An 18,398-nucleotide genomic window follows, 5' to 3' on the forward strand; every position below is an offset into this window, starting at 1 on the left:
CGGCCTTCGCCGTGTCCGGGGCCGGGCGCGGCCGTCTTGCCGACAGCCTGTCGGCAAGACGGCTTGTTAGGTTAGGCTAACCAAAACAGTCGGGGCCGAATCCGATCCTGGAGGCCGCATGCCCACGCCCGAGCCCGTCCCGTTCTCCACCGCGCTCCGCACCGCCAGCAGCGAGGAGCACGAGGCTGCGGAGCAGTCCTCGTTCATGAGCCACCTGCTGGGCGGACGGCTCGGGGTCGAGGCCTACGCCGACCTCACCGGCCAACTCTGGTACGTCTACCGGGCCCTGGAGAACCGCGCCGGACACCTGGCCGAGCACCCGCTCGCCGGGCCCTTCATCGACCGGGCGCTGCTGCGCACCGCCGCCATCGAGCGCGACCTGGCGCACCTGCGCGGGCCGGACTGGCAGGACGGCCTGGCGCCGCTGCCCGCCACCGCCGCGTACGTCGCGCGGGTGGAGGAGCTGGCCGAGACGTGGCCGGCCGGGTACATCGCGCACCACTACACCCGCTACCTGGGCGACCTGTCCGGCGGTCAGATCATCCGCGGCATCGCCGAGAAGACCTGGGGCTTCGAGCGCAAGGGCGACGGCGTGCGGTTCTACGTCTTCGAGGAGGTCGACAACCCGGCCGCCTTCAAGCGCGAGTACCGGGCCCGGCTGGACGCCGCCGGGCTGGCGATGGACGAGGTGGAGCGGCGCCGGGTGGTCGAGGAGTGCAAGCGGGCCTTCGTGCTCAACGGCGCGGTCTTCCGGGACCTGGACGCGCGCTACCCCCTGAGCGCCTGAACGTTTCTCCCGAGGCGCACCCGCCCGGGTGCGCCAACGGGTCGGCCCCGGCGAGCGGTTGCTCGCCGGGGCCGCCGCGCGTCCCGGGGGTGCGTCAGGAGCGCGCGCCGCGCCGGTTGCGCACCAGCACGGTGGCGCTGCCGCCGACCAGCAGCAGACCGGCCGCGGTGGCCAGCAGCGGGACCACCGGGGTCTCCGAACCGGTGGCGGCCAGCACGCCGCCCGCACCGCCCGCGCTGCCCGCACCGGTCAGGCCGCCGCCGGTGGTCAGCGAGGCGCCGCCGACCGTGCCGGTGCCCGAACCATGGCCTCCGGCAGGCTGGTTGGCGCCACCGGCACCGGCACCGGACCCGGCGGTCGGCGGGGTGGCCGGCAGCTTGGCGTCCTTGTCGAACGCCAGGGTGGCGCTGACCGGGTCCAGGGCCGTGCCCGCCGGGTAGTTGGAGAACACCGGGACACCCTCGGCGGTGAGCGTGGCCGGGACGCCGGAGAGCGTCACCACGCCGTTGACCGGCTTCAGGGCGGAGGCGGGCACGTCCAGCTTGGCGATCCGCGCGCCGCTCAGCGACGTCGCCTTGCCGTCGGGGGACTTGCCGTTCACGTCGGCGGTCAGGAAGGCGCCGCCCTGGTCGATCGTCAGGCCCAGCTTGGAGAGCGTGGTGTCGAGCGCCCAGCCGTCCTTGCCGGGGTGGCCGAGGAAGCGGACCGAGCCGTCGAAGGCGGCGGTCAGCGAGTGGTCGGCGGTGTTGTAGCCGCCGGTGGCGCCGCCGAAGCGGTAGTCGGCCGCGCCGCCGCCGAACTCGACCTTGCCGCTCGCCATCGGGGTGGCCAGGTACGTGCGGAAGCTCTCCTTGACCGTCCAGTCGAGGGTGCCGTTCAGCACGGGCAGCCGGCCGGGGGCGCCGGTGGGCGCCGGGGTCCCGGTCGCGGACGGGGTGGCGCTCGTGGACGGCGAGGCGGTGGCGCTCGGCGACTGCGTCGCGGACGGCGTCGAGGTGGCCGACGGCGTGGCGGAGGGCGTGGCCGTCGGCGTGCCGGTGGCGGACGGCGAGGCGGTCGGCGCGCCCGTGGCGGACGGCGTCGACGTCGGGGTCGGGGCCGTCGGCGAAGCGGTGGCGGTCGCCGTGGCGGTCGGCGACGGCGTCGCCGGGCTCTGCTTCAGCAGCAGCGACAGCGGGTCCATGTCCGCCCCGGCCGCGTAGAAGCCCGCGAAGGCCTTGGCGCCCTGCTCGGTCAGCTTCGCCGCCGTCGGCACCCCGGTGGTGGTGTCCCGCCCGACGGTGAACGTCACCAGCGGCACGTCGTCCCGTCGGGTGACCTCGGTGGCGCCCATCGACTCCTTGGAGGCGGTGTCGGCGGTGAGCGTGCCGGTCGTCCCGGCGGTGGTGACCTTGAGGTCGCTGAGGGCGACGTCCAGCGCGCCGTGGTGGGCGGTGAAGCGGACCCCGCCGGTGAAGGAGGAGCTCAGCGCGTGGGTGGCGAGGTCGTACGTGGCGTTCGCCAGGCCGAAGTGGAAGGTGCCGTCGGCGTTGGTGGTGGCGCCGCCGGTCAGTTCGATGGCGCCGCCCTGGGAGGCCGGGCCGCTGACGTAGCTGCGGAAGCTGGCCTTCACGCCCCAGTCCAGCGAGCCGGTGTCGTACGTGACGCTGCCGGGACCACCCGCGCCGAAGGCCAGTGCGGGGGCGCCGAGGGCGGTCAGGCCGAGGCCGGCGGTGGCGGCCGCGAGGGCGGCCAGCCGGGTGCGGTTGCGGGACATGGTGGGTACTCCGTTCGGGTGGGGCGGGGGGAGGGAGCGGGGGGACGCTCCGGGGTGTCAGGCCGCGTCGCCGGGGCCCGGCGCGGCACCGGGGCCGCCGTCGGCGCCCGCGCCCGGCGCGGCGGCCGCGCGGCGGCGCCGGACGAGCAGGCTGCCGGTCACGGCGAGAGCGGCCACCAGCACGGCACCGCCGGCCACGGCCGCCACCGGGAAGCCGCCCGGGGAGGAGGAGGCGGCGACGGGCGCGGCGGAGGGGCCGGTGGCGGGGGTCGCGGTGGCGCTCGGCGCGGTGGCCGGGGCGCTGCCGAGGTCGGGCAGCGGGGGCAGCGCGGCGGCCGGGTCGAGCGCGACGGCGAAGCTCAGCGGGTCCATCTCGGTGCCGGCCGGGTAGAGGCCGCCGAAGGCCTTGGCGCCGCCCTCGGTGAGCTTCAGCGGCACCTCGACGGCCTTCAGCAGGCCGCCCTCGGGCTTGAGGCCGGCCGGGTCGAAGGCGGCCAGCTCGACGCCGGTGAGCTGCTGGGTGGCGCCGTCCGGGGTCCGGCCGGAGACGTCCGCGACCAGTCGGCCCTGGCCTCCGGCCACGGTGACGCCCGGGTTGGCGAGGGTGAGGTCCAGGCCGTAGGTGTCGCCGCTGCGCAGGCCGGTGAAGCGCACGGTGCCGGTGAAGGCGGCGGTGAGGTCGCCGTTCGCGGGGTCGTAGCCGCCCTTGGCCGGGGTCCAGCGGAAGTAGGCGCCGCCGTCCGCCGCGCCGGCGCCGAGTTCCCAGCGGCCCTGGGCGATCGCGCCGGTGACGTAGTCGCGGAAGGTGCGGCGCACGCCCCAGTCGAGGGCGCCGTTCGCGAACTCGGTCCTGGCGGGGGCCTGGGCGACGGGCGGGGCGGTCGGGGTCTCGGCGGTCGGGGTCTCGGCGGTCGCCGACGGCGTCGGCACGGCGGCCGCCGAGGGGGTGGCCGCGGCGGTCGGCGACGGGGTCGACGAAGTCGGCTGCGCGGCGGGCAGGTTGACCGAGAGGGTGAGCGGGTCCAGGGCCGTCCCGGCGGGGTAGAAGTTGCCGAAGGCCTTGGCCCCGGCGTCGGTGAGGGTGCCCGGCACGTTGCTGAGCGTCAGGGTGCCGGCCGCGCCGCGCAGGTCGACGCCGGCCAGTGAGAGCTCGGCCAGTTTGGCCTGGCTCGCGCTGCTGACCTGCCCGGTGTCCTTGGACTTGCTGCTGACGTCGGCGTACAGCCCGGCCGCGCCGCCCTGGACGGCCCGGACGGTGAGCCGGCCGAGGCTCAGGTCGAGCGCGTTGGCGCCGTTCTCCTGGTGCCCGGTGAACCGGACCCCGCCGGAGAAGGCGGCGGTCAGCGCACCGGTCGCCGGGTCGTAGCCGCCGGTCGCGGAGTGGAACCGGAAGGTGCTGCCGCCGACCGTGGCCGCGCCGCCGTTGAGCGTCCAACTCCCCTTGGCGATGGGCCCGGTGATGTACGTCAGGAAAGACTGCTTGATGCCCCAGTCCAGCCGTCCGCCGGCGACCTTGCCCTCCGCCGCGTGCGCCGGGCCGGGCGACAGGCCCACCGCCAGCAGGGCGGCGAGGGCGGCCACCAGGGTGGCGGCCAGACGGCGGAGCCGGCTGGACAGGGGCACGGCGGATCACTCCTCGGCGGGGTGCGGTCAGTGGCGGTGAAGGACGCGGCAAGGGAGGGGTCGGGCGTGGCGCCGACCCCCTTGCGGAACTCAGGTAAGGCTAACCTAATATATGAGTCAAGAGTCCCGCCGCAACCCCTCCACCAGGACCAGAGCGGCGACAACTCCCAGTGAAGGGAAGCGTGTTGAGCAGCAGTACGATCCGAACCGGGGCGGCCCGCGGGCCCGCCCTCCTGCTGCTCGCCCTCGGCCTGCTGCTCGCCCTCACCGCCTGCGGCCCGTCCGGCACCGCCGGCGGAGCGGCCGCGGAGAGCTCCTCCCGAGCCCCCGACGCGGTCGAACCGCTGCCCGTCGAACCCGTCCCGCAGCTCCCGGCCACCACCGCCTCCGTCGACGGCCGCCAGGTCACCGTCACCAGCGCCGAGCGGATCATCCCGCTCAACGGCAGCCTCTCCGAGCTGGTGTTCAGCCTCGGCCTCGGCCCCAAGGTGGTCGCCCGGGACGTCTCCACCACCTTCCAGCAGGCCGCCGCCCTGCCGGTGATCACCCAGGCCCACGACGTGTCCGCCGAGGGCGTGCTGTCGCTGCACCCCACCGTCGTCCTCGCCGACCGCTCCACTGGCCCGGCCGAGGCCATCGCGCAGATCCGCGCGGCCGGCGTCCCGCTGCTCGTCCTGGACGACGCCAAGCGGCTCGCCGACGTCGGCCCGCGCATCGGCACCGTCGCCGCCTCCCTCGGAGTCCCGGACGCCGGACGGCAGTTGAAGGAGCGCACCGAACAGCGGATCGACGAGGCCAGGGCCGCCGCCCCGGCCGCCGCCCGCCGCCCCAAGGTCGCCTTCCTCTACCTGCGCGGCAGCGCCTCCGTCTACCTGCTCGGCGGGCCCGCCTCCGGTGCCGGCTCGCTGATCGAGGCGGTCGGCGGCCAGGACGCCGGCACCGCCGCCGGCCTCACCGGCGACTTCACCCCGCTCACCAGCGAGGCCCTGGTCAAGGCCGCGCCCGACGCCATCCTCGTGATGAGCAAGGGCCTGGACTCGGTCGGCGGCGTCGACGGCCTGCTCAAGCTGCCCGGCGTCGCCCAGACCCCGGCCGGCCTCGACCGCCGGATCGTCTCGATCGAGGACGGCCAACTGCTCAGCTACGGCCCGCGCACCCCCCAGGTGCTCCACGAGATCGCCGCCCAGCTCTACCCGGCGGACGCCAAGTGACCACCGCCGTACGGGCGAAGACCGCGCCCGCCGTCAGCAGGACCACCCTGATCACCGCCGGGCTCGCCGCCGCCCTGGTGCTCTGCGCCCTGCTCGCCGCCGGCATCGGCGCCTACCGCATCCCGCTCGGCGACATCCTGGCCTCCGCCGCCCACCGGCTCGGCCTCGGCGGGCACGCCCTGGACCGGGTGCCCGAATCGGTGCTGTGGAACGTCCGGCTCCCCCGGGTGGTGCTCGCCCTGCTGGTCGGCGGCTCGCTCGGCTGCGCCGGGGCGCTGATGCAGGGCGTGTTCGGCAACCCGCTGGCCGAGCCCGCCGTGATCGGCGTCTCCTCGGGCGGCGCGGTCGGCGCGGTGGCCTGCATCGTGCTCGGCCTGGACGCCCTCGGCAGCTGGACGATCACCGCCTTCGCCTTCGCCAGCGGCCTGCTGACCGTCTTCGCGGTGTACCTGATGGCCCGCTCCGGCGGCCGCACCGAGGTGGTCACGCTGATCCTCACCGGGGTCGCCGTGAACGCCTTCTGCGGCGCGCTGATCGGGATCTTCCTGTTCACCGCCGACTCCGCCGCGATCAGCCAGGTCACCTTCTGGCAACTCGGCTCGCTCTCCCAGGCCACCTGGGGCAAGGTGCTCGCCGTCCTGCCGTTCGCCGCCGTCGGCCTGGCCGTCGCCCCGCTGTACGCCCGCAAGCTGGACCTGCTGGCCCTCGGCGAACGCCCGGCCCGCCACCTCGGGGTGGACGTCGAGCGGATGCGGCTGGTGCTGATCACCGTCGTCGCGCTGCTCACCGCCGCGGCCGTCGCGGTCAGCGGCATCATCGGCTTCGTCGGGCTGGTCGTCCCGCACCTGCTGCGGATGCTGGCCGGGCCGGGCCACCGCTTCCTGCTGCCCGCCTCGGCGCTCGGCGGCGCGCTGGTCCTGGTGGCCGCCGACCTCGCCGCCCGCACCGTCGCCGAGCCGGCCGAGCTGCCGCTCGGGGTGCTCACCGCACTGATCGGCAGTCCGTTCTTCTTCTGGCTGCTGCGCCGGACCAGGACCAGGCAGGGAGGCTGGGCATGAGATTGCGAACCCCCCGGCAGGTGCCCGAACGGCCCCTGCCCGGAACCGAGTTGCTGACCGCCGAGACCGTCCGGCTGACCGTCGGCGGGCGCGCCCTGCTGGACGGCGCGTCGGTGCGGGTCGCCGCCGGAGAGGTGGTCGCGCTGCTCGGGCCGAACGGCGCCGGCAAGTCCACCCTGCTGTCCGTCCTGGCCGGCGACGTCCGGCCGGACGGCGGCGAGGTCCGGCTGCGCGGCCGCCCGCTGGCCGGCTACGGCGCCGCCGAGCTCGCCCTGCACCGCGCGTTGCTGCCGCAGTCCGCCGCGCTGTCCTTCCCGTTCCCCGCCGACGAGGTGGTCCGGATGGGCCGCGCCCCCTGGACCGGCACGGCGGCCTCCGCCGAGGACGAGGCCGTGGTCGCCGAGGCGATGGCCGCCACCGAGTCCGCCGCCTTCGCCGGGCGCCCGTTCACCGCGCTGTCCGGCGGCGAGCGGGCCCGGGTGGCGCTGGCCCGGGTGCTGGCCCAGCGCGCGTCGCTGCTGCTCCTGGACGAGCCGACCGCCGCCCTCGACCTGCGCCACCAGGAGCTGGTGCTGCGGGTCGCCAGGGAGCGCGCCGCCGCCGGGGACGGCGTGGTCGTGGTGCTGCACGACCTGTCCCTGGCGGCGGCCTACGCGGACCGGGTGGTACTGCTGAACGCCGGGGCGACGGTCGCGGACGGGCCGGTCGCCGAGGTGCTGCGCGCCCCGCTGCTCAGCGAGGTGTACGGCCACCCGGTCGAGGTGCTGGCGCACCCGCGCACCGGGGTGCCGCTGGTGCTGCCCGAACGCTGACCGGGCACGGGGCCGGCGCGGCGGGGCTGCGGGCGGGCCGCGGAAGCGGGCTCAGTCCTCCAGCCGGAAGCCGAGCTTCAGCCCGACCTGGTAGTGCTTCACCCCGCCGTCCTCCAGGTGGCCCCGGACCTGCGTCACCTCGAACCAGTCGAGGTTGCGCAGCGTCCGGGAGGCCCGCTCCACCCCGTTGCGGATCGCGGCGTCGACGCTCTCGGTCGAGGATCCGACGATCTCGGTCACCCGGTACACGTGGTCAGTCATGGCGGACTCCCTCAGCTGTGCGACGGCCCCCGGTCCACCGTGCACCGCCGCCGCTCCGCCCGCACGCCGACGGCCGCCTCCGGCCTCCCCGCATCCCCTGGAAGGCCGCCGGCAGGCCCCTGGCAGGCCCCGGGGAGGCCGCCGGCACACCCCGGTGCGGCCGCGGGAGGCCGTGGAGGCCGCTAGAAGGCCGCCCGCACCTGCCCGACCGGGGCACCGCCGCCCAGCAGCGGGGCCGCCCCGATCCGCTCGACGGTCTCGTCCGCGCCGGTCACCCCGAGCCGGCGCAGCGCGGCCGCCAGCACCGGGCCGCGGGCCCGCTCGCCGCCGTCGTCGATCTTGAAGGCGAGCGCCCGCCCGTCCGGCAGAGCCACCACCTGGACGGCCTCGGCGCCCATCTTGGACAGCGCGCCGGGAACGGCCCGCATCAGCCAGGTGTCGGCCCGGCGGGTGCCGGCCACGTACTCCGGGTGGGCGCGCATCGCGTCGGCCACCCGGCGGGGCGCCGTGCCCTCGGCGGCCAGCACCAGGCCGCGGTAGCCGCGGGCCAGGCCGGTCAGCGTGACGGCCAGCAGCGGCGCGCCGCAGCCGTCCACCCCGGCGTGCGTGGCGGTCTCGCCGGTGCCCTCCTCCAGGGCCTCGCGGGCCAGCCGCTGGATCGGGTGCCCGGGGTCGAGGTAGCTCGCGGTGTCCCAGCCGTTGGCGACGCAGGCGGCCAGCCAGCCGGCGTGCTTGCCGGAGCAGTCCATCAGGACGGGGGCGCGGCGGCCGCCGGAGCCGAGCAGCAGTTCCGCCTCGGTCTCGTCGAGCGGGAGGTCGGCCGGGGTGCGCAGGGCGGACTCGTCGAGCCCGGCGGAGCTCAGGATGGTCCGGACACCGTCGAGGTGAAACGATTCCGCGGAGTGGCTGGAGGCGGCCAGCGCCAGCAGTTCGCCCTCGATCGCCAGCCCGGCCCGCAGCGTGGCCACCGCCTGGAACGGCTTGGCGGTCGACCGGGGGAAGACCGGCGCGTCGGGGTCGCCGAGCGCGAACTCCACCGAGCCGTCGGCGGCGAGCAGCACCAGGGAGCCGTGGTGGCGGCCTTCGGTGAAGCCCGAGCGTATGACCTCGGCGAGGACGACGGGCGGGGTGGCGGACTGGGACATGGCGGGAGCCTTCCGGGGGTGAGGGTGGACCGGGGGCGAGCCGGGCCCCGCCCGCCCGTGGTACCTCACCCGGTCAGAGCGGCCCCCCTGCGAGCAGGTCCTCGACCCGTGCTTCCCCATCACGGTACCTGCGGGTGATCTCCGCGCTGCAACCGTCGGCCGTCCGCAGCAGCCGCTGCCGCCGCCCGGACACCTCGCGCTCGTGCGCGCGCAGCCGCTCCAGCGCGGCCAGCAGCTCCTCCGCCGGGTGCGCGGCCAGGTCGGCGAGCTGGACGTCCCCCATCAGTTCGGCCGCCTCCAGCTGGGACTCGTGGCCGCGCGGCGGCCCGAGCGTGACGTGCCGGGCCGAGCGCCGCACGGTGGAGGGCGCGTCGGTCAGGATGGCCGGGAGGCGGTCCAGCAGGTCGCCGGGGGGCCCGCCCGCCCCGGGCGGCCCGGCCGCCCGGACCGGACCGCCGGGCCGGCGGTCGAGTTCGGCGCGCAGGATGTCCATCCGCCCGTGCAGCAGCCGCCGCAGGTAGGAGAGGTCGGCCTCCTGCTCCAGGGTCTCCCGGCGCAGGATCCGCAGCTGGTCCAGGCCCAGCCGCTCCAGATCGGGCTCTATCGCCGTGCCCAGGGCCCCGGCGCCCCCGGCGACCTCCGCCACGTGCCCGGACCGGTCCCACGCCGCGCTGCTCGCGTCCATCAACCAACCCACCTGCCGTCGTCCGATCCCGCCCGCTCGCGGCACTGCGTCCCTGCCGCCGGTCCGGCCCGTCCCCCGACGGGCTCACGCGTCCCGTCCGTTGGCACGCCCGGCCGCCCCCGAAGGTTCCGGTTCCCGGCCGGAACCACCCACCGGGGCGATGCCGCCAGAACGCCTGACCTACGGGCTCGACCGCCCGGCCGAGCCCGGCCCGGTGCGGCGGACCATATGGCGCGCCGGGCCCTCCGTACGGTCCACCAGCGTGCCACCCCGCCCGGCGCGGGCGCACCGCCCGTGCACCCGAACGGCCCCCTGGCGAACGGGGGTGGCTGATATGACCGGACCTTTCCGCAGGAAGAGCGGCGCCCGACCCCGCGCAGGCGCGCACCACCCAGCGTGCACCACCTGCACACGCGCCCCTCCCGCACGCCCCGGGTGCCGCCGGGCACGGCGCCGGGTGCCCGCCGGGCACGCCCCGGGCCTCCGGCACAATGGCGGCATGCGAGCAGTGGTGCAGCGAGTGACCGAGGCCAGGGTGACCGTGGCCGGAGAGACCGTCGGCGCGATCGAGGGGCCCGGGCTCTGCGTCCTGGTCGGCGTCACCCACGAGGACACCCCGGCCAAGGCCGCCCAGCTGGCCCGCAAGCTGTGGACGCTGCGGCTGCTGCCCGCCGACGACGAGGGCGTCGAGCAGTCCTGCTCCGACCTCGGGGCCCCGCTGCTGGTGATCAGCCAGTTCACCCTCTACGGCGACGCCCGCAAGGGCCGCCGCCCGACCTGGAACGCCGCCGCCCCCGGCCCGGTCGCCGAGCCCCTGGTGGACGAGGTGGTCGCCCGACTGCGCGCGCTCGGCGCCAAGGTGGAGACGGGCCGGTTCGGCGCCGACATGCAGGTGGCGCTGGTGAACGACGGCCCGTTCACCGTCCTCGTGGAGGTCTGACCGCAGCCGGGCGCACACGGGCTACTGCGGGACGATCACGTCCTGGGTGCCCGGCACCGTCCCGGCCAGCAGCACCGCGTCCACCGGGACGTTCCGCTTGACGATCGCCAGCGCGATCGGCCCCAGCTCGTGGTGGCGGGCCGAGGAGGTGACGAAGCCGAGCGGGCGCCCGTCCGGCTCCGCGGCCAGCCGCACCTGCGTCCCGTGCGGGGGCAGCGTCTCCTCGGTGCCGTCCAGGTGCAGGAAGACCAGGCGGCGCGGCGGCCGGCCCAGGTTGTGCACCCGGGCGACGGTCTCCTGTCCGCGGTAGCAGCCCTTCTGCAGGTGGACGGCGGTGCGCAGCCAGTCCACCTCGTGCGGGATGGTCCGGTGGTCGGTCTCGAAGCCCAGCCGCGGCCGGTGGCCCTCGATCCGCAGCGCCTCGTACGCCCAGACCCCCGCCGCCGGGCCGTACCCGGCGGTCAGCTTCGCCAGCTCGGCGCGCGGCACGAACAGGTCGCGCCCGTACGGGAGTTCGCGCACCGCCGCGGCGCCCTCGACGGAGGCGGTGGAGCCCGCCGGCAGGTGCACCACGGCGTACTCGGCGGTCGCGTCGGCGACCTCCACCCGGTAGAAGAACTTCATGCTCTCCAGGTAGCCCAGCAGCGCCTCCTGGGTGCCCGGCTCGACGTGCGCCCAGGTGGTGGTGCCGTCGTCGACCAGGTAGAGCGCGTGCTCGACGTGCCCGTTCGGGGAGAGCACCAGCGCCTCGGTGGCCTCCTGCGGCGCCAGCGCGCTGACGTGCTGGGTGAGCAGCAGGTGCAGCCAGGCCAGGCGGTCCCGGCCGGTGACGGTGAGCACGCCGCGGTGCGAGAGGTCCACGAAGCCCGTGCCCTGCGCGAGGTTGCGTTGTTCGCGGAAGATGTCGCCGTAGTGGGCGGCGACGCCCTCGTCGGCGCCTTCGGCGGGGACGGCTCCGGGCAGGCTCAACAGCGGGCTCTTCATACCGGCCAGCTTACGACCGGCCGTCCGCGAGCTTGGCGGTGCAGTCGGCGCAGCGGCCGAAGATGGCGAAGTGCTTGAGGTCGGTGTCGAAGCCGTGCTGTTCGCGCAGGCTGCGGATCAGCGGCTCGGCGATCTCGGTGCCGGTCTCGGAGACCTTGTCGCAGTCCCGGCAGACCAGGTGCAGGTGGTGGTGGCGGCCGGCCAGGTGGTAGGTCGGGGCGCCGTGGCCGAGGTGGGCGTGCGAGACCAGGCCGAGTTCCTCCAGCAGTTCCAGGGTCCGGTAGACGGTGGAGATGTTGACGCCGCTGGCGGTCTGCCGGACGTGGCAGAGGATCTCGTCGGGGGTGGCGTGGTCGAGGCGGTCGACGGCTTCGAGTACGAGCTGCCGCTGCGGGGTCAGCCGGTAGCCGCGTTCGCGCAGGTCGGCCTTCCAGTCGCCGGAGAGCTGCCAGTCGGTGGTGCCGGTGTCCGCCACGGTGCTGTCCCTGCCAAGGTCGGGGGTCCTGAGGCAAGTGTAGGGACCGGCCGGCGGCCGGTCCCTACCTCACGCGAAAGCCGTACCGCTCAGCGGAGCGCCGGGCTCACTTGAAGAACGCGATGCCGTCGTCCGGCAGGTCGTTGATGTCCTTGATCAGCTGGGCCGGGCTGAGCACCTTCTTCAGCTGGGCCGACATGTACGGGCGCAGCGGCACGTTCGGGGCGGCCTTCTCGCCGACCCAGAGCAGTTCCTCGTTGACGAAGCCGTACAGCCGCTTGCCGCCCGAGTACTCCGGCGAGCCCTCGATCCGGGCGACCGCGTCCGTGGAGACGTCGATCTGCGGCTTGCCGTCGGCCAGCTCGCCGTACCAGATCTCCACGGTGCCGTCGTCGCGGACGGACGAGATCTCGATCCCGCGGACGCCGCTGGTGCCGTCGTGGTTGCTGGTGATGCGCCAGAACGCGTGCTCGTTCTCCAGCGGGCGGACCTTCTCGCCCTCGTTGTCCAGCACCCAGGTGCGGGAGCGGAACTCCAGGAAGGGCCGGCCGTCGTGCCGGATCACGATCTCCTGGCCGAAGTTGCACTTCTCGGCGCCAGGGCCCTCTTCATCTGGCAACGGGGCATAGACGCCCGCGCCCTCCCAGGTGCCGAGGAGGAAGGCGAGCGGGACGACGTCCTTGTGGAGGTCGGAGGGGATCTCGATCATGTTCCTGGTCGCTGTCGTCGTCGGTGTGGGCTGCCTCAACCGTACGGCAGGATCAGCGCTGGCCCTGGTAGAGCTTCATCACCGAGAAGATGGCGAACCAGGTGATCAGCACGGCCATGAGGGCCAGCAGACCGTCGAAGAAGATTTCCAGACCGGACACGGGTGGCTCCCAGGCGGCGACAGTGTGGTGGATTTTGCTGCCGCTCACTCTATCCGCCGGTCATCGGCCGGTCGCGGTGAGCCCCACCACGTCATCGTTCGCGCCGATTCTCCTCCGCCGTCCAAGGTTTCCCCAAGGGATCCCGGGATGACGGCGAGCGGGGGCCGCGAGCCCTCTAAGGTGGCGCCATGTCGAAGAAACTCGTCATCAAGGTCACCGCCGGGGCCGATGCGCCGGAGCGGTGTTCGCAGGCGTTCACCGTCGCGGCGGTGGCCGTCGCCAGCGGGATCGAGGTCTCGCTCTGGCTGACCGGGGAGTCCTCCTGGTTCGCCCTGCCGGGGCGGGCGGCGGAGTTCGAACTGCCGCACGCGGCACCGCTTCCGGACCTGCTGGAGGCGATCCTCGCGAGCGGCTCGGTGACGCTGTGCACCCAGTGTGCGGCCCGCCGGGGGATCGTGCAGCAGGACACCGTCGAGGGCGTCCGGATCGCGGGCGCGCAGGTCTTCGTCAGCGAGATCATGGCGGACAACGTCCAGGCACTCGTCTACTGACGGCTACGGGTGCTCCTCGTGGTCGGGGCGGTCCCGGTCGTGGCCGGGCTCGTCCCACTTCGGGTCGTCCCAGCGCGGGTCGTTCCACCAGTCGTCGTCCGGGTCCCGCTTGTTGGCGAACACGGCGGCGGCCGGCGGGATCACCATCGCGACCACGCACATGCCGATGGCGGCGGGCACGGAGAAGAACCTCACCACGCCCCAGGCCAGCACGAACAGGCCCAGGCAGACGCCCATCAGGGCGAAGTAGTAATGCCGCCGCCGCCTTGTCTGCACGTCTCCACGGTACGACCGAGGGCCCTGCCGCGGCAGGGCCCTCGGTGCACTCCGCCCGTGGACCAGGCGGATCGGGTGGTTCGGGTGGCTCAGGTGGAACGGGCGGATCGGGTACCGATCAGACCGCGATCGCGACCTCGACGGCGGTGCCCTGGGAGGCCACCACCTGACGGTCCACGGTCTGGCCCGGCACCAGCGCGCGCAGGGTCCACTTGCCCGGGCGGGCGAAGAACCGGAACTGGCCGGTCGCCGAGGTGGGCACCTCGGCCGTGAACTCGCCCCCCTCGTCGAGCAGCCGGACGTAGCCGTTGACCGGCTCACCGTCGCGGGTCACCGAACCCTGGATGATCGTCTCGTTCGCCACGTCAACTCCTGCCAGGTCCGGGCCGCCGGCCTTCGCACCGCACATGTCTTGTCTTCCCTTCTGACGACGGTCGAGCCGCGGGCTCAGTTGCTGCCGAGCTCGATCGGCACGCCGACGAGGCTGCCGTACTCGGTCCACGAACCGTCGTAGTTCTTGACGTTCTCCTGGCCGAGCAGCTCGTGCAGGACGAACCAGGTGAGCGCGGAGCGCTCGCCGATGCGGCAGTAGGCGATGGTGTCCTTCGCCAGGTCGATGCCCTCGGCCTCGTACAGCGCCTTGAGCTCGTCGTCGCTCTTGAAGGTGCCGTCGTCGTTGGCGTTCTTGGCCCACGGGATGTTGCGGGCGCTCGGCACGTGGCCGGGGCGCTGCGACTGCTCCTGCGGGAGGTGCGCCGGGGCGAGCAGCTTGCCGGAGAACTCGTCGGGCGAACGGACGTCGACCAGGTTGAGCTGGCCGATGGCCGCGAGCACGTCGTCGCGGAAGGCGCGGATCGAGGAATCGGCGGCCTGCGCCCGGTACTCGGTGGCCTCGCGGGCCGGCACCTCGGCGACCAGGTCGCGGGAGTCCAGCTCCCACTTCTTGCGGCCGCCGTCCAGCAGGCGGACGTCACCGTGGCCGTACAGCTTGAAGTACCAGTAGGCGTACGAGGCGAACCAGTTGTTGTTGCCGCCGTAGAGCACGACGGTGTCGTCGTTGGCGATGCCCTTGGCGCTGAGCAGCGCGTCGAAGCCGGCCTGGTCGATGAAGTCGCGGCGGACCGGGTCCTGGAGGTCCTGCTTCCAGTCGATCCGGACGGCGTTGCGGATGTGGTTCTTGTCGTACGCGGAGGTGTCCTCGTCGACCTCGACGATGACGACCTTCGGGTCGTCCAGGTGGGCCTGGACCCAGTCGGCGTCGACCAGGACGTCGCTGCGGCTCATGGTGGTGTTCTCCATCCGAGGGCGGTGTGCGGAAGGTTCTGCTCGGGAGGTGCTGCTGGGCGCCCGGGCGACTGCGGTCCGAATTCCTGTCCGAATACTGGGACGGGAGTGGCGGTCCGGGCCGACCGGCGGGGAGCTGCGGGGTGCGGCGGCGACGGCCGGCCGGGGTGGCCGGGCAAGGTCACCGGGAAAATCGGCGGCGGGCTTCAACTGCCCAGCCAAAACGCCGAGTTAGCGCATTCGACACAGACAGGCGGCCACGCGGCACAGGTCGACCGCCCGCCGCTTCGTGAGATCCGTCTGTCGCTTCATGTCGACGATGCTAGGGACACCGGAGGCCCGCTGTCATCAGCGTACCGAATGTCGAGACTGAATAGCCCGAATGCCGAGATTTGACCCTTTCATGGCCTGCGGGGCCGCCGTCCCGCCCGAGGCCGGCGGCCCCGGGCGGCCCACAACGGGCGGAAACGACACCGCTCCGCGAGACGCGCCGGACGGCGCGTCTCGCGGAGCGGAACGCAGGAGACGGAAGAAATGGAAGGAACGGAGGGAGGGAACGGAGGAACGGAGGGAGGGAACGGCACGGGAGCGGAAGTGACCGGTCGGTCAGCCCAGCAGGTTGACGCCCTTGCCCTCGAAGGTCAGCTGCAGGCCCTCCGGCAGCGGCGTCGCCCCGTCCTTGTCGGCCAGTTTCAGCCCGGCCGGGAGCGAGTCGAGGGTGAAGCTCATCGGCTTCAGCCGCTGGTCGGTGACCCCGGCGAACATCCCGGCCAGCGCGCTGAGCTGGAAGCCGTCCGCGGTGACGGTGCTCCCGCTGCTGTGCACCGAGCCCTCGCCGACCGCGACCGGCCCCAGCGCGGCCTTGATCTTGCCCGGCCCGCCGTACGACAGGGCCAGCCGGGTGTTGCCGCCCACCGGCAGCTTGCCCGCCCCCGACATCAGCTGGGAGGCCGGCGGCAGCAGCTGCGCGAGGTCCGCGTACGAGATCAGGCCGCTGCCGGTGCCGCTGTCCACCGTGGCGCTCCTCAGGCTGTCGCTCACCGTGACGCCGGACAGCCGGGCCTTGAAGGAGCGCAGCGCCACCTGCCGGCCGCCGTCACCGACGGTCAGGCCGTCGGAGGAGATCCGGACGTCGTCCAGCTTCATCGACAGCGCCTGGGTGAGGAACGGGAAGCCCTCGATCGAGATGTCCGGCCGCTGGCTCATCCGGCCGCTGCTCACCATCCGGTCGGCGGCCTGGTCCTCGGCCACCCCGACCGCGATCCGGTCGGCACCGACCAGCAGGCCGGAGAGCACCACCAGGCCGATCGTCGCCTTCAGCCATCCACGCATCGCACTCCCCGTCGTCGCCGGTCGCCGTCGTCGTTCGCTGTCCTCGTTCGGTGTTCCTCGCCCGGCGTTCCCTGCCCGGCGTTCCATCGCGGCCCCGGCCAAGGCCGTTCCGGCCCGACCGTACGACGTCCCGCCCCGGAGCATGGTTCCGGAGCGGGACTCGCCGTCGTCGGCCGGGTGTCAGCCGGCCAGCAGGTCCGTGGCGATCCAGATCAGCGGCGAGGCCACCGCCAGCGGCAGCGCCACGCCCGCCGTCATGTGCACGAACCGGGACGGGAAGTCGTACGCCGCGACCCGTCGGCCGACCAGCGCACCCAGCCCCGCCAGCACCCCCAGCGCCGGCGGCGCGCCCACCAGCAGACCCAGCAGCACCGCCGCCGCCAGGCCCAGCACCGGGCCCAGCAGCTTCGGGCCGGGCAGCGGCGCCGCCGCCAGCACGGTGGCCAGCGCGACCGCGCCCACCCCGGCCGGCACCCAGTCGGCCACCAGCAGCGAGGTGCACAGCGCCGTCACCACCGTGGCCGAGCCGAGCACCGTCAGCGCGTAGAACCGCTCCTTCGGGTCCGAGGGACGGAACGTCTGCAGCACCAGGACCAGCAGGAAGAACCCGCCCAGCGTGCCGACCACCGCCGCCACGCTGCCCTCGGAGTCCGCCAGCAGCACCGCCGCGTCCGCGGTCAGCCCGGCCAGCGCGGCGAGCGCGATGCCCTGGCGGGCCGGCCACATCCCGTTCAGCCGGAACCAGCCGGCCGCCGTCAGCACCTGGAGCAGCGCCACCACCAGTGCCAGCGCCACCTGCCCGAGCGCGGCGCCGCCGGCCAGCAGCGCGGCCACGCCGGCGGTGATCAGCGCCGGCTGAAGGCCCGGATCGATGATCGGCGAACCGGTCCGGCCGCGCGGGCCGGCGGGCGGCGCCACCGGCGCGGGCCGCGCCGGGACGGCCGCGTACGGCGGCGCGGCCGGGGCGCCCGCCGGGTCGGCGGGGGCGACCGGGCGCTTGAGCGTCATGGTCGGCGAGTCGAGGGCGGGCGCTCCCTGCCCCTGCAGCGGGGGCGCCGTCGGCGGGGCCGCCTGCCGCGGGACCGGCGCCGGAGCGGCGTGCCGGGCCTGCGGCGGCGCGGCATGCCGTGCCGCCGGCGGCGGCGGGGTGGGCGTCCAAGCCGGCGGGGCGGTCGGCATCGCGCCGGACACGACCACCGGCGGCAGCAGCGTCGTCGCGGCCGCGTCGTCCATCGGCGGCACGGGCGGCAGCAGCGTGGTGGCCGCGTCGTCCATCGGCGGCACGGGCGGCAGCAGCGTGGTCGCCGTGGCGTCGTCCATCGGCGGCACGGGCGGCAGCAGCGTGGTCGCCGCGTCATCCATCGGCGGCTGCCCGTACCCCGGGTAGCCGTACGGCGGCTGCTGCCCCGGCTGCGGCGCCTGGGCCTGCGGGTACGGCGGCTGCGGGTACGGGGGGTGGGGCTGCTGCTGCGGATGCCGGTAGGGCGGCTGGGGCGGCGGGGGTTGCTGCGGCCACTCGCCGTAGCCGCCCTGGTTCGCGTTGTTCATGTCCGTCACGCCGCTCAGCCTCCCGCGAACGGGGGCAGCACCTCGACCGTGCCGCCCTCGGTGAGGGGCACGGCCGTGTGGTCCCGGCCGCCGACCTGGGAGCCGTCGACCAGGTAGGAGCAGTGCCCGAGCAACTGGACGAGCTTCGGCCGGTCCGCGTGCCGCCGCCTGGCCTGTGCCAGCGCCTCCGCCAGGGTCACCGCCTCGTACGGCTCCTCGGCCAGCCCGGCCTCGGACTTCGCGGCCGCCCAGTAGCGGATCGTCCCGCGCACCCGGGCGCCGCTCGCGGGCTCCGTGGTCGCACCCATCGGGCCACCCCTTCTCGTCGTCCTCGCCCGGCCCCGGTGCCCCGGTCCGGCTCGCCACCGGGCCGCCCGACCACCCGAAAGATGGACTCGCACGGCGCCGCCGATGTGCGTCCCATGATGGCGTGTCCGCCGCCACGAGGGGCAATCGCCCTGGCCGAGGGGGCCCGGAGGACGGCTCGAAGCTGTGTCCAGGCTCACCCGGCGCGCGCCCGGATTGGGCGAACCGCCGGATTCGAGCCCTCCCGGCGCGGAGGGCCGTCGGCTATTCTCGACGTCCAAGAGGGATCCGGGCAGAGTCGCCCCCGGGTCCTTTTGTGCTTTCAGGACGCCAGTACGGACATTCTTGCGATTCGTCGGCCCACTCCCGGCGCGTCGCGGGAACCGCCCCGCCCCACGCGGCACGACGACGTGCCCCGGCCGGCCGGGGTGTCCACCCGGCACCCGGGCCGCCGCCCGGGACCGGAACAAACCGGAGGATTCGCGGGATGAACAG

General features: G+C 74.7%; 21 protein-coding genes. 6 read left to right on the top strand and 15 right to left on the bottom strand.

Features of this window, described 5'->3' with window-relative positions; translation table 11 throughout:
* Positions 1–118: 118 nt before the first annotated feature.
* On the top strand, positions 119–787 hold the full coding sequence (locus ACIO9K_RS34335) for a biliverdin-producing heme oxygenase (RefSeq protein WP_363625022.1): 669 nt from the start codon (positions 119–121) through the stop codon (positions 785–787).
* A gap of 94 nt (positions 788–881) precedes the next feature.
* Here ACIO9K_RS34335 and ACIO9K_RS34340 read toward each other — a convergent pair whose 3' ends face one another.
* Both ACIO9K_RS34340 and ACIO9K_RS34345 read right to left on the bottom strand, forming a co-directional pair.
* Complete coding sequence (locus ACIO9K_RS34340) at positions 882–2,543, bottom strand: HtaA domain-containing protein (protein ID WP_400335650.1); 1,662 nt, start codon at positions 2,541–2,543, stop codon at positions 882–884.
* A 57-nt stretch (positions 2,544–2,600) separates the two neighbouring features.
* Positions 2,601–4,166 carry an HtaA domain-containing protein gene (locus ACIO9K_RS34345; RefSeq protein ID WP_400335652.1) on the bottom strand — a complete coding sequence of 522 codons (1,566 nt, stop codon included), beginning with the start codon at positions 4,164–4,166 and terminating at the stop codon, positions 2,601–2,603.
* Positions 4,167–4,348: 182 nt separating this feature from the next.
* Here ACIO9K_RS34345 and ACIO9K_RS34350 point away from each other — a divergent pair, with 182 nt between their 5' ends.
* From ACIO9K_RS34350 to ACIO9K_RS34360, 3 genes are read left to right on the top strand one after another with little or no spacing between them, the layout of a single operon-like run.
* Positions 4,349–5,377 (top strand): hemin ABC transporter substrate-binding protein, encoded by a 1,029-nt coding sequence (locus ACIO9K_RS34350; protein WP_400335654.1) that lies wholly within the window; start codon positions 4,349–4,351, stop codon positions 5,375–5,377.
* The gene (locus tag ACIO9K_RS34355; protein WP_363625016.1) at positions 5,374–6,435 is read left to right on the top strand and encodes an iron ABC transporter permease; all 1,062 of its coding nucleotides are present in this window, start codon (positions 5,374–5,376) and stop codon (positions 6,433–6,435) included. Before ACIO9K_RS34350 ends, ACIO9K_RS34355 begins: the two co-directional genes overlap by 4 nt.
* Positions 6,432–7,247 (top strand): heme ABC transporter ATP-binding protein, encoded by an 816-nt coding sequence (locus tag ACIO9K_RS34360; protein ID WP_400335656.1) that lies wholly within the window; start codon positions 6,432–6,434, stop codon positions 7,245–7,247. The genes ACIO9K_RS34355 and ACIO9K_RS34360 overlap by 4 nt, the downstream gene beginning before the upstream one ends.
* 51 nt (positions 7,248–7,298) lie before the next feature.
* On the opposite strand, the gene ACIO9K_RS34365 is transcribed toward ACIO9K_RS34360, so the two are convergent.
* The 3 genes from ACIO9K_RS34365 to ACIO9K_RS34375 all read right to left on the bottom strand — a co-directional run bounded on the left by ACIO9K_RS34365 (position 7,299) and on the right by ACIO9K_RS34375 (position 9,338).
* On the bottom strand, positions 7,299–7,508 hold the full coding sequence (locus tag ACIO9K_RS34365; RefSeq protein WP_063348261.1) for a dodecin: 210 nt from the start codon (positions 7,506–7,508) through the stop codon (positions 7,299–7,301).
* 182 nt (positions 7,509–7,690) lie between these two features.
* On the bottom strand, positions 7,691–8,653 hold the full coding sequence (locus tag ACIO9K_RS34370; protein ID WP_363586565.1) for an asparaginase: 963 nt from the start codon (positions 8,651–8,653) through the stop codon (positions 7,691–7,693).
* A 73-nt stretch (positions 8,654–8,726) separates the two neighbouring features.
* Positions 8,727–9,338 (bottom strand): ABC transporter substrate-binding protein, encoded by a 612-nt coding sequence (locus ACIO9K_RS34375; RefSeq protein WP_363625013.1) that lies wholly within the window; start codon positions 9,336–9,338, stop codon positions 8,727–8,729.
* A gap of 499 nt (positions 9,339–9,837) precedes the next feature.
* On the opposite strand from ACIO9K_RS34375, the gene dtd reads away from it, so the two are divergent.
* Positions 9,838–10,278 (top strand): D-aminoacyl-tRNA deacylase, encoded by a 441-nt coding sequence (gene dtd / locus ACIO9K_RS34380; RefSeq protein WP_363586563.1) that lies wholly within the window; start codon positions 9,838–9,840, stop codon positions 10,276–10,278.
* A 21-nt stretch (positions 10,279–10,299) separates the two neighbouring features.
* Here dtd and ACIO9K_RS34385 read toward each other — a convergent pair whose 3' ends face one another.
* The 3 genes from ACIO9K_RS34385 to ACIO9K_RS34395 form a co-directional block, all read right to left on the bottom strand.
* Entirely contained in the window at positions 10,300–11,262 is a 963-nt protein-coding gene (locus ACIO9K_RS34385; RefSeq protein ID WP_400335660.1) for a YgfZ/GcvT domain-containing protein, read from the bottom strand.
* Between the two features lie 10 nt (positions 11,263–11,272).
* A complete protein-coding gene (locus ACIO9K_RS34390; protein ID WP_363586561.1) occupies positions 11,273–11,737 on the bottom strand; it encodes a transcriptional repressor in 465 nt (154 codons plus the stop codon).
* Between the two features lie 106 nt (positions 11,738–11,843).
* Complete coding sequence (locus ACIO9K_RS34395; protein ID WP_063348266.1) at positions 11,844–12,446, bottom strand: FABP family protein; 603 nt, start codon at positions 12,444–12,446, stop codon at positions 11,844–11,846.
* Positions 12,447–12,794: 348 nt separating this feature from the next.
* Between ACIO9K_RS34395 and ACIO9K_RS34400 the strand changes: the two genes are divergently transcribed.
* A complete protein-coding gene (locus ACIO9K_RS34400) occupies positions 12,795–13,157 on the top strand; it encodes a DsrE family protein (protein WP_063348267.1) in 363 nt (120 codons plus the stop codon).
* Between the two features lie 3 nt (positions 13,158–13,160).
* On the opposite strand, the gene ACIO9K_RS34405 is transcribed toward ACIO9K_RS34400, so the two are convergent.
* From ACIO9K_RS34405 to ACIO9K_RS34435, 7 genes are all read right to left on the bottom strand, one after another.
* Positions 13,161–13,433 (bottom strand): DUF3099 domain-containing protein, encoded by a 273-nt coding sequence (locus ACIO9K_RS34405; protein WP_350885170.1) that lies wholly within the window; start codon positions 13,431–13,433, stop codon positions 13,161–13,163.
* Positions 13,434–13,551: 118 nt separating this feature from the next.
* On the bottom strand, positions 13,552–13,842 hold the full coding sequence (locus tag ACIO9K_RS34410) for a DUF1416 domain-containing protein (protein ID WP_030059605.1): 291 nt from the start codon (positions 13,840–13,842) through the stop codon (positions 13,552–13,554).
* Between the two features lie 38 nt (positions 13,843–13,880).
* Entirely contained in the window at positions 13,881–14,717 is an 837-nt protein-coding gene (locus tag ACIO9K_RS34415) for a sulfurtransferase (RefSeq protein WP_063351213.1), read from the bottom strand.
* Between the two features lie 231 nt (positions 14,718–14,948).
* A complete protein-coding gene (locus tag ACIO9K_RS34420; protein ID WP_350517234.1) occupies positions 14,949–15,029 on the bottom strand; it encodes an Ms5788A family Cys-rich leader peptide in 81 nt (26 codons plus the stop codon).
* A gap of 294 nt (positions 15,030–15,323) precedes the next feature.
* Positions 15,324–16,049, bottom strand: coding sequence for a DUF2993 domain-containing protein (locus ACIO9K_RS34425; RefSeq protein WP_363586559.1), 726 nt, complete (start codon positions 16,047–16,049; stop codon positions 15,324–15,326).
* Between the two features lie 180 nt (positions 16,050–16,229).
* A complete protein-coding gene (locus tag ACIO9K_RS34430) occupies positions 16,230–17,606 on the bottom strand; it encodes a hypothetical protein (protein WP_400335663.1) in 1,377 nt (458 codons plus the stop codon).
* 5 nt (positions 17,607–17,611) lie between these two features.
* Complete coding sequence (locus tag ACIO9K_RS34435; RefSeq protein ID WP_363586557.1) at positions 17,612–17,905, bottom strand: MoaD/ThiS family protein; 294 nt, start codon at positions 17,903–17,905, stop codon at positions 17,612–17,614.
* Positions 17,906–18,398 lie beyond the last annotated feature (493 nt).

It is taken from the genome of Kitasatospora sp. NPDC087271, assembly GCF_044744605.1.
Classification (GTDB): Bacteria; Actinomycetota; Actinomycetes; order Streptomycetales; family Streptomycetaceae; genus Kitasatospora.

Excerpts from the sequence above, each read along its gene's own strand:
- dtd (WP_363586563.1), top strand. The coding sequence starts at position 9,838 with ATGCGAGCAGTGGTGCAGCGAGTGACCGAGGCCAGGGTGACCGTGGCC.
- ACIO9K_RS34365 (WP_063348261.1), bottom strand. The coding sequence starts at position 7,508 with ATGACTGACCACGTGTACCGGGTGACCGAGATCGTCGGATCCTCGACC.
- ACIO9K_RS34335 (WP_363625022.1), top strand. The coding sequence starts at position 119 with ATGCCCACGCCCGAGCCCGTCCCGTTCTCCACCGCGCTCCGCACCGCC.
- ACIO9K_RS34435 (WP_363586557.1), bottom strand. The coding sequence starts at position 17,905 with ATGGGTGCGACCACGGAGCCCGCGAGCGGCGCCCGGGTGCGCGGGACG.
- ACIO9K_RS34360 (WP_400335656.1), top strand. The coding sequence starts at position 6,432 with ATGAGATTGCGAACCCCCCGGCAGGTGCCCGAACGGCCCCTGCCCGGA.
- ACIO9K_RS34420 (WP_350517234.1), bottom strand. The coding sequence starts at position 15,029 with ATGAAGCGACAGACGGATCTCACGAAGCGGCGGGCGGTCGACCTGTGC.
- ACIO9K_RS34410 (WP_030059605.1), bottom strand. The coding sequence starts at position 13,842 with ATGTGCGGTGCGAAGGCCGGCGGCCCGGACCTGGCAGGAGTTGACGTG.
- ACIO9K_RS34375 (WP_363625013.1), bottom strand. The coding sequence starts at position 9,338 with ATGGACGCGAGCAGCGCGGCGTGGGACCGGTCCGGGCACGTGGCGGAG.
- ACIO9K_RS34425 (WP_363586559.1), bottom strand. The coding sequence starts at position 16,049 with ATGCGTGGATGGCTGAAGGCGACGATCGGCCTGGTGGTGCTCTCCGGC.
- ACIO9K_RS34340 (WP_400335650.1), bottom strand. The coding sequence starts at position 2,543 with ATGTCCCGCAACCGCACCCGGCTGGCCGCCCTCGCGGCCGCCACCGCC.
- ACIO9K_RS34415 (WP_063351213.1), bottom strand. The coding sequence starts at position 14,717 with ATGAGCCGCAGCGACGTCCTGGTCGACGCCGACTGGGTCCAGGCCCAC.
- ACIO9K_RS34385 (WP_400335660.1), bottom strand. The coding sequence starts at position 11,262 with ATGAAGAGCCCGCTGTTGAGCCTGCCCGGAGCCGTCCCCGCCGAAGGC.
- ACIO9K_RS34400 (WP_063348267.1), top strand. The coding sequence starts at position 12,795 with ATGTCGAAGAAACTCGTCATCAAGGTCACCGCCGGGGCCGATGCGCCG.
- ACIO9K_RS34370 (WP_363586565.1), bottom strand. The coding sequence starts at position 8,653 with ATGTCCCAGTCCGCCACCCCGCCCGTCGTCCTCGCCGAGGTCATACGC.
- ACIO9K_RS34395 (WP_063348266.1), bottom strand. The coding sequence starts at position 12,446 with ATGATCGAGATCCCCTCCGACCTCCACAAGGACGTCGTCCCGCTCGCC.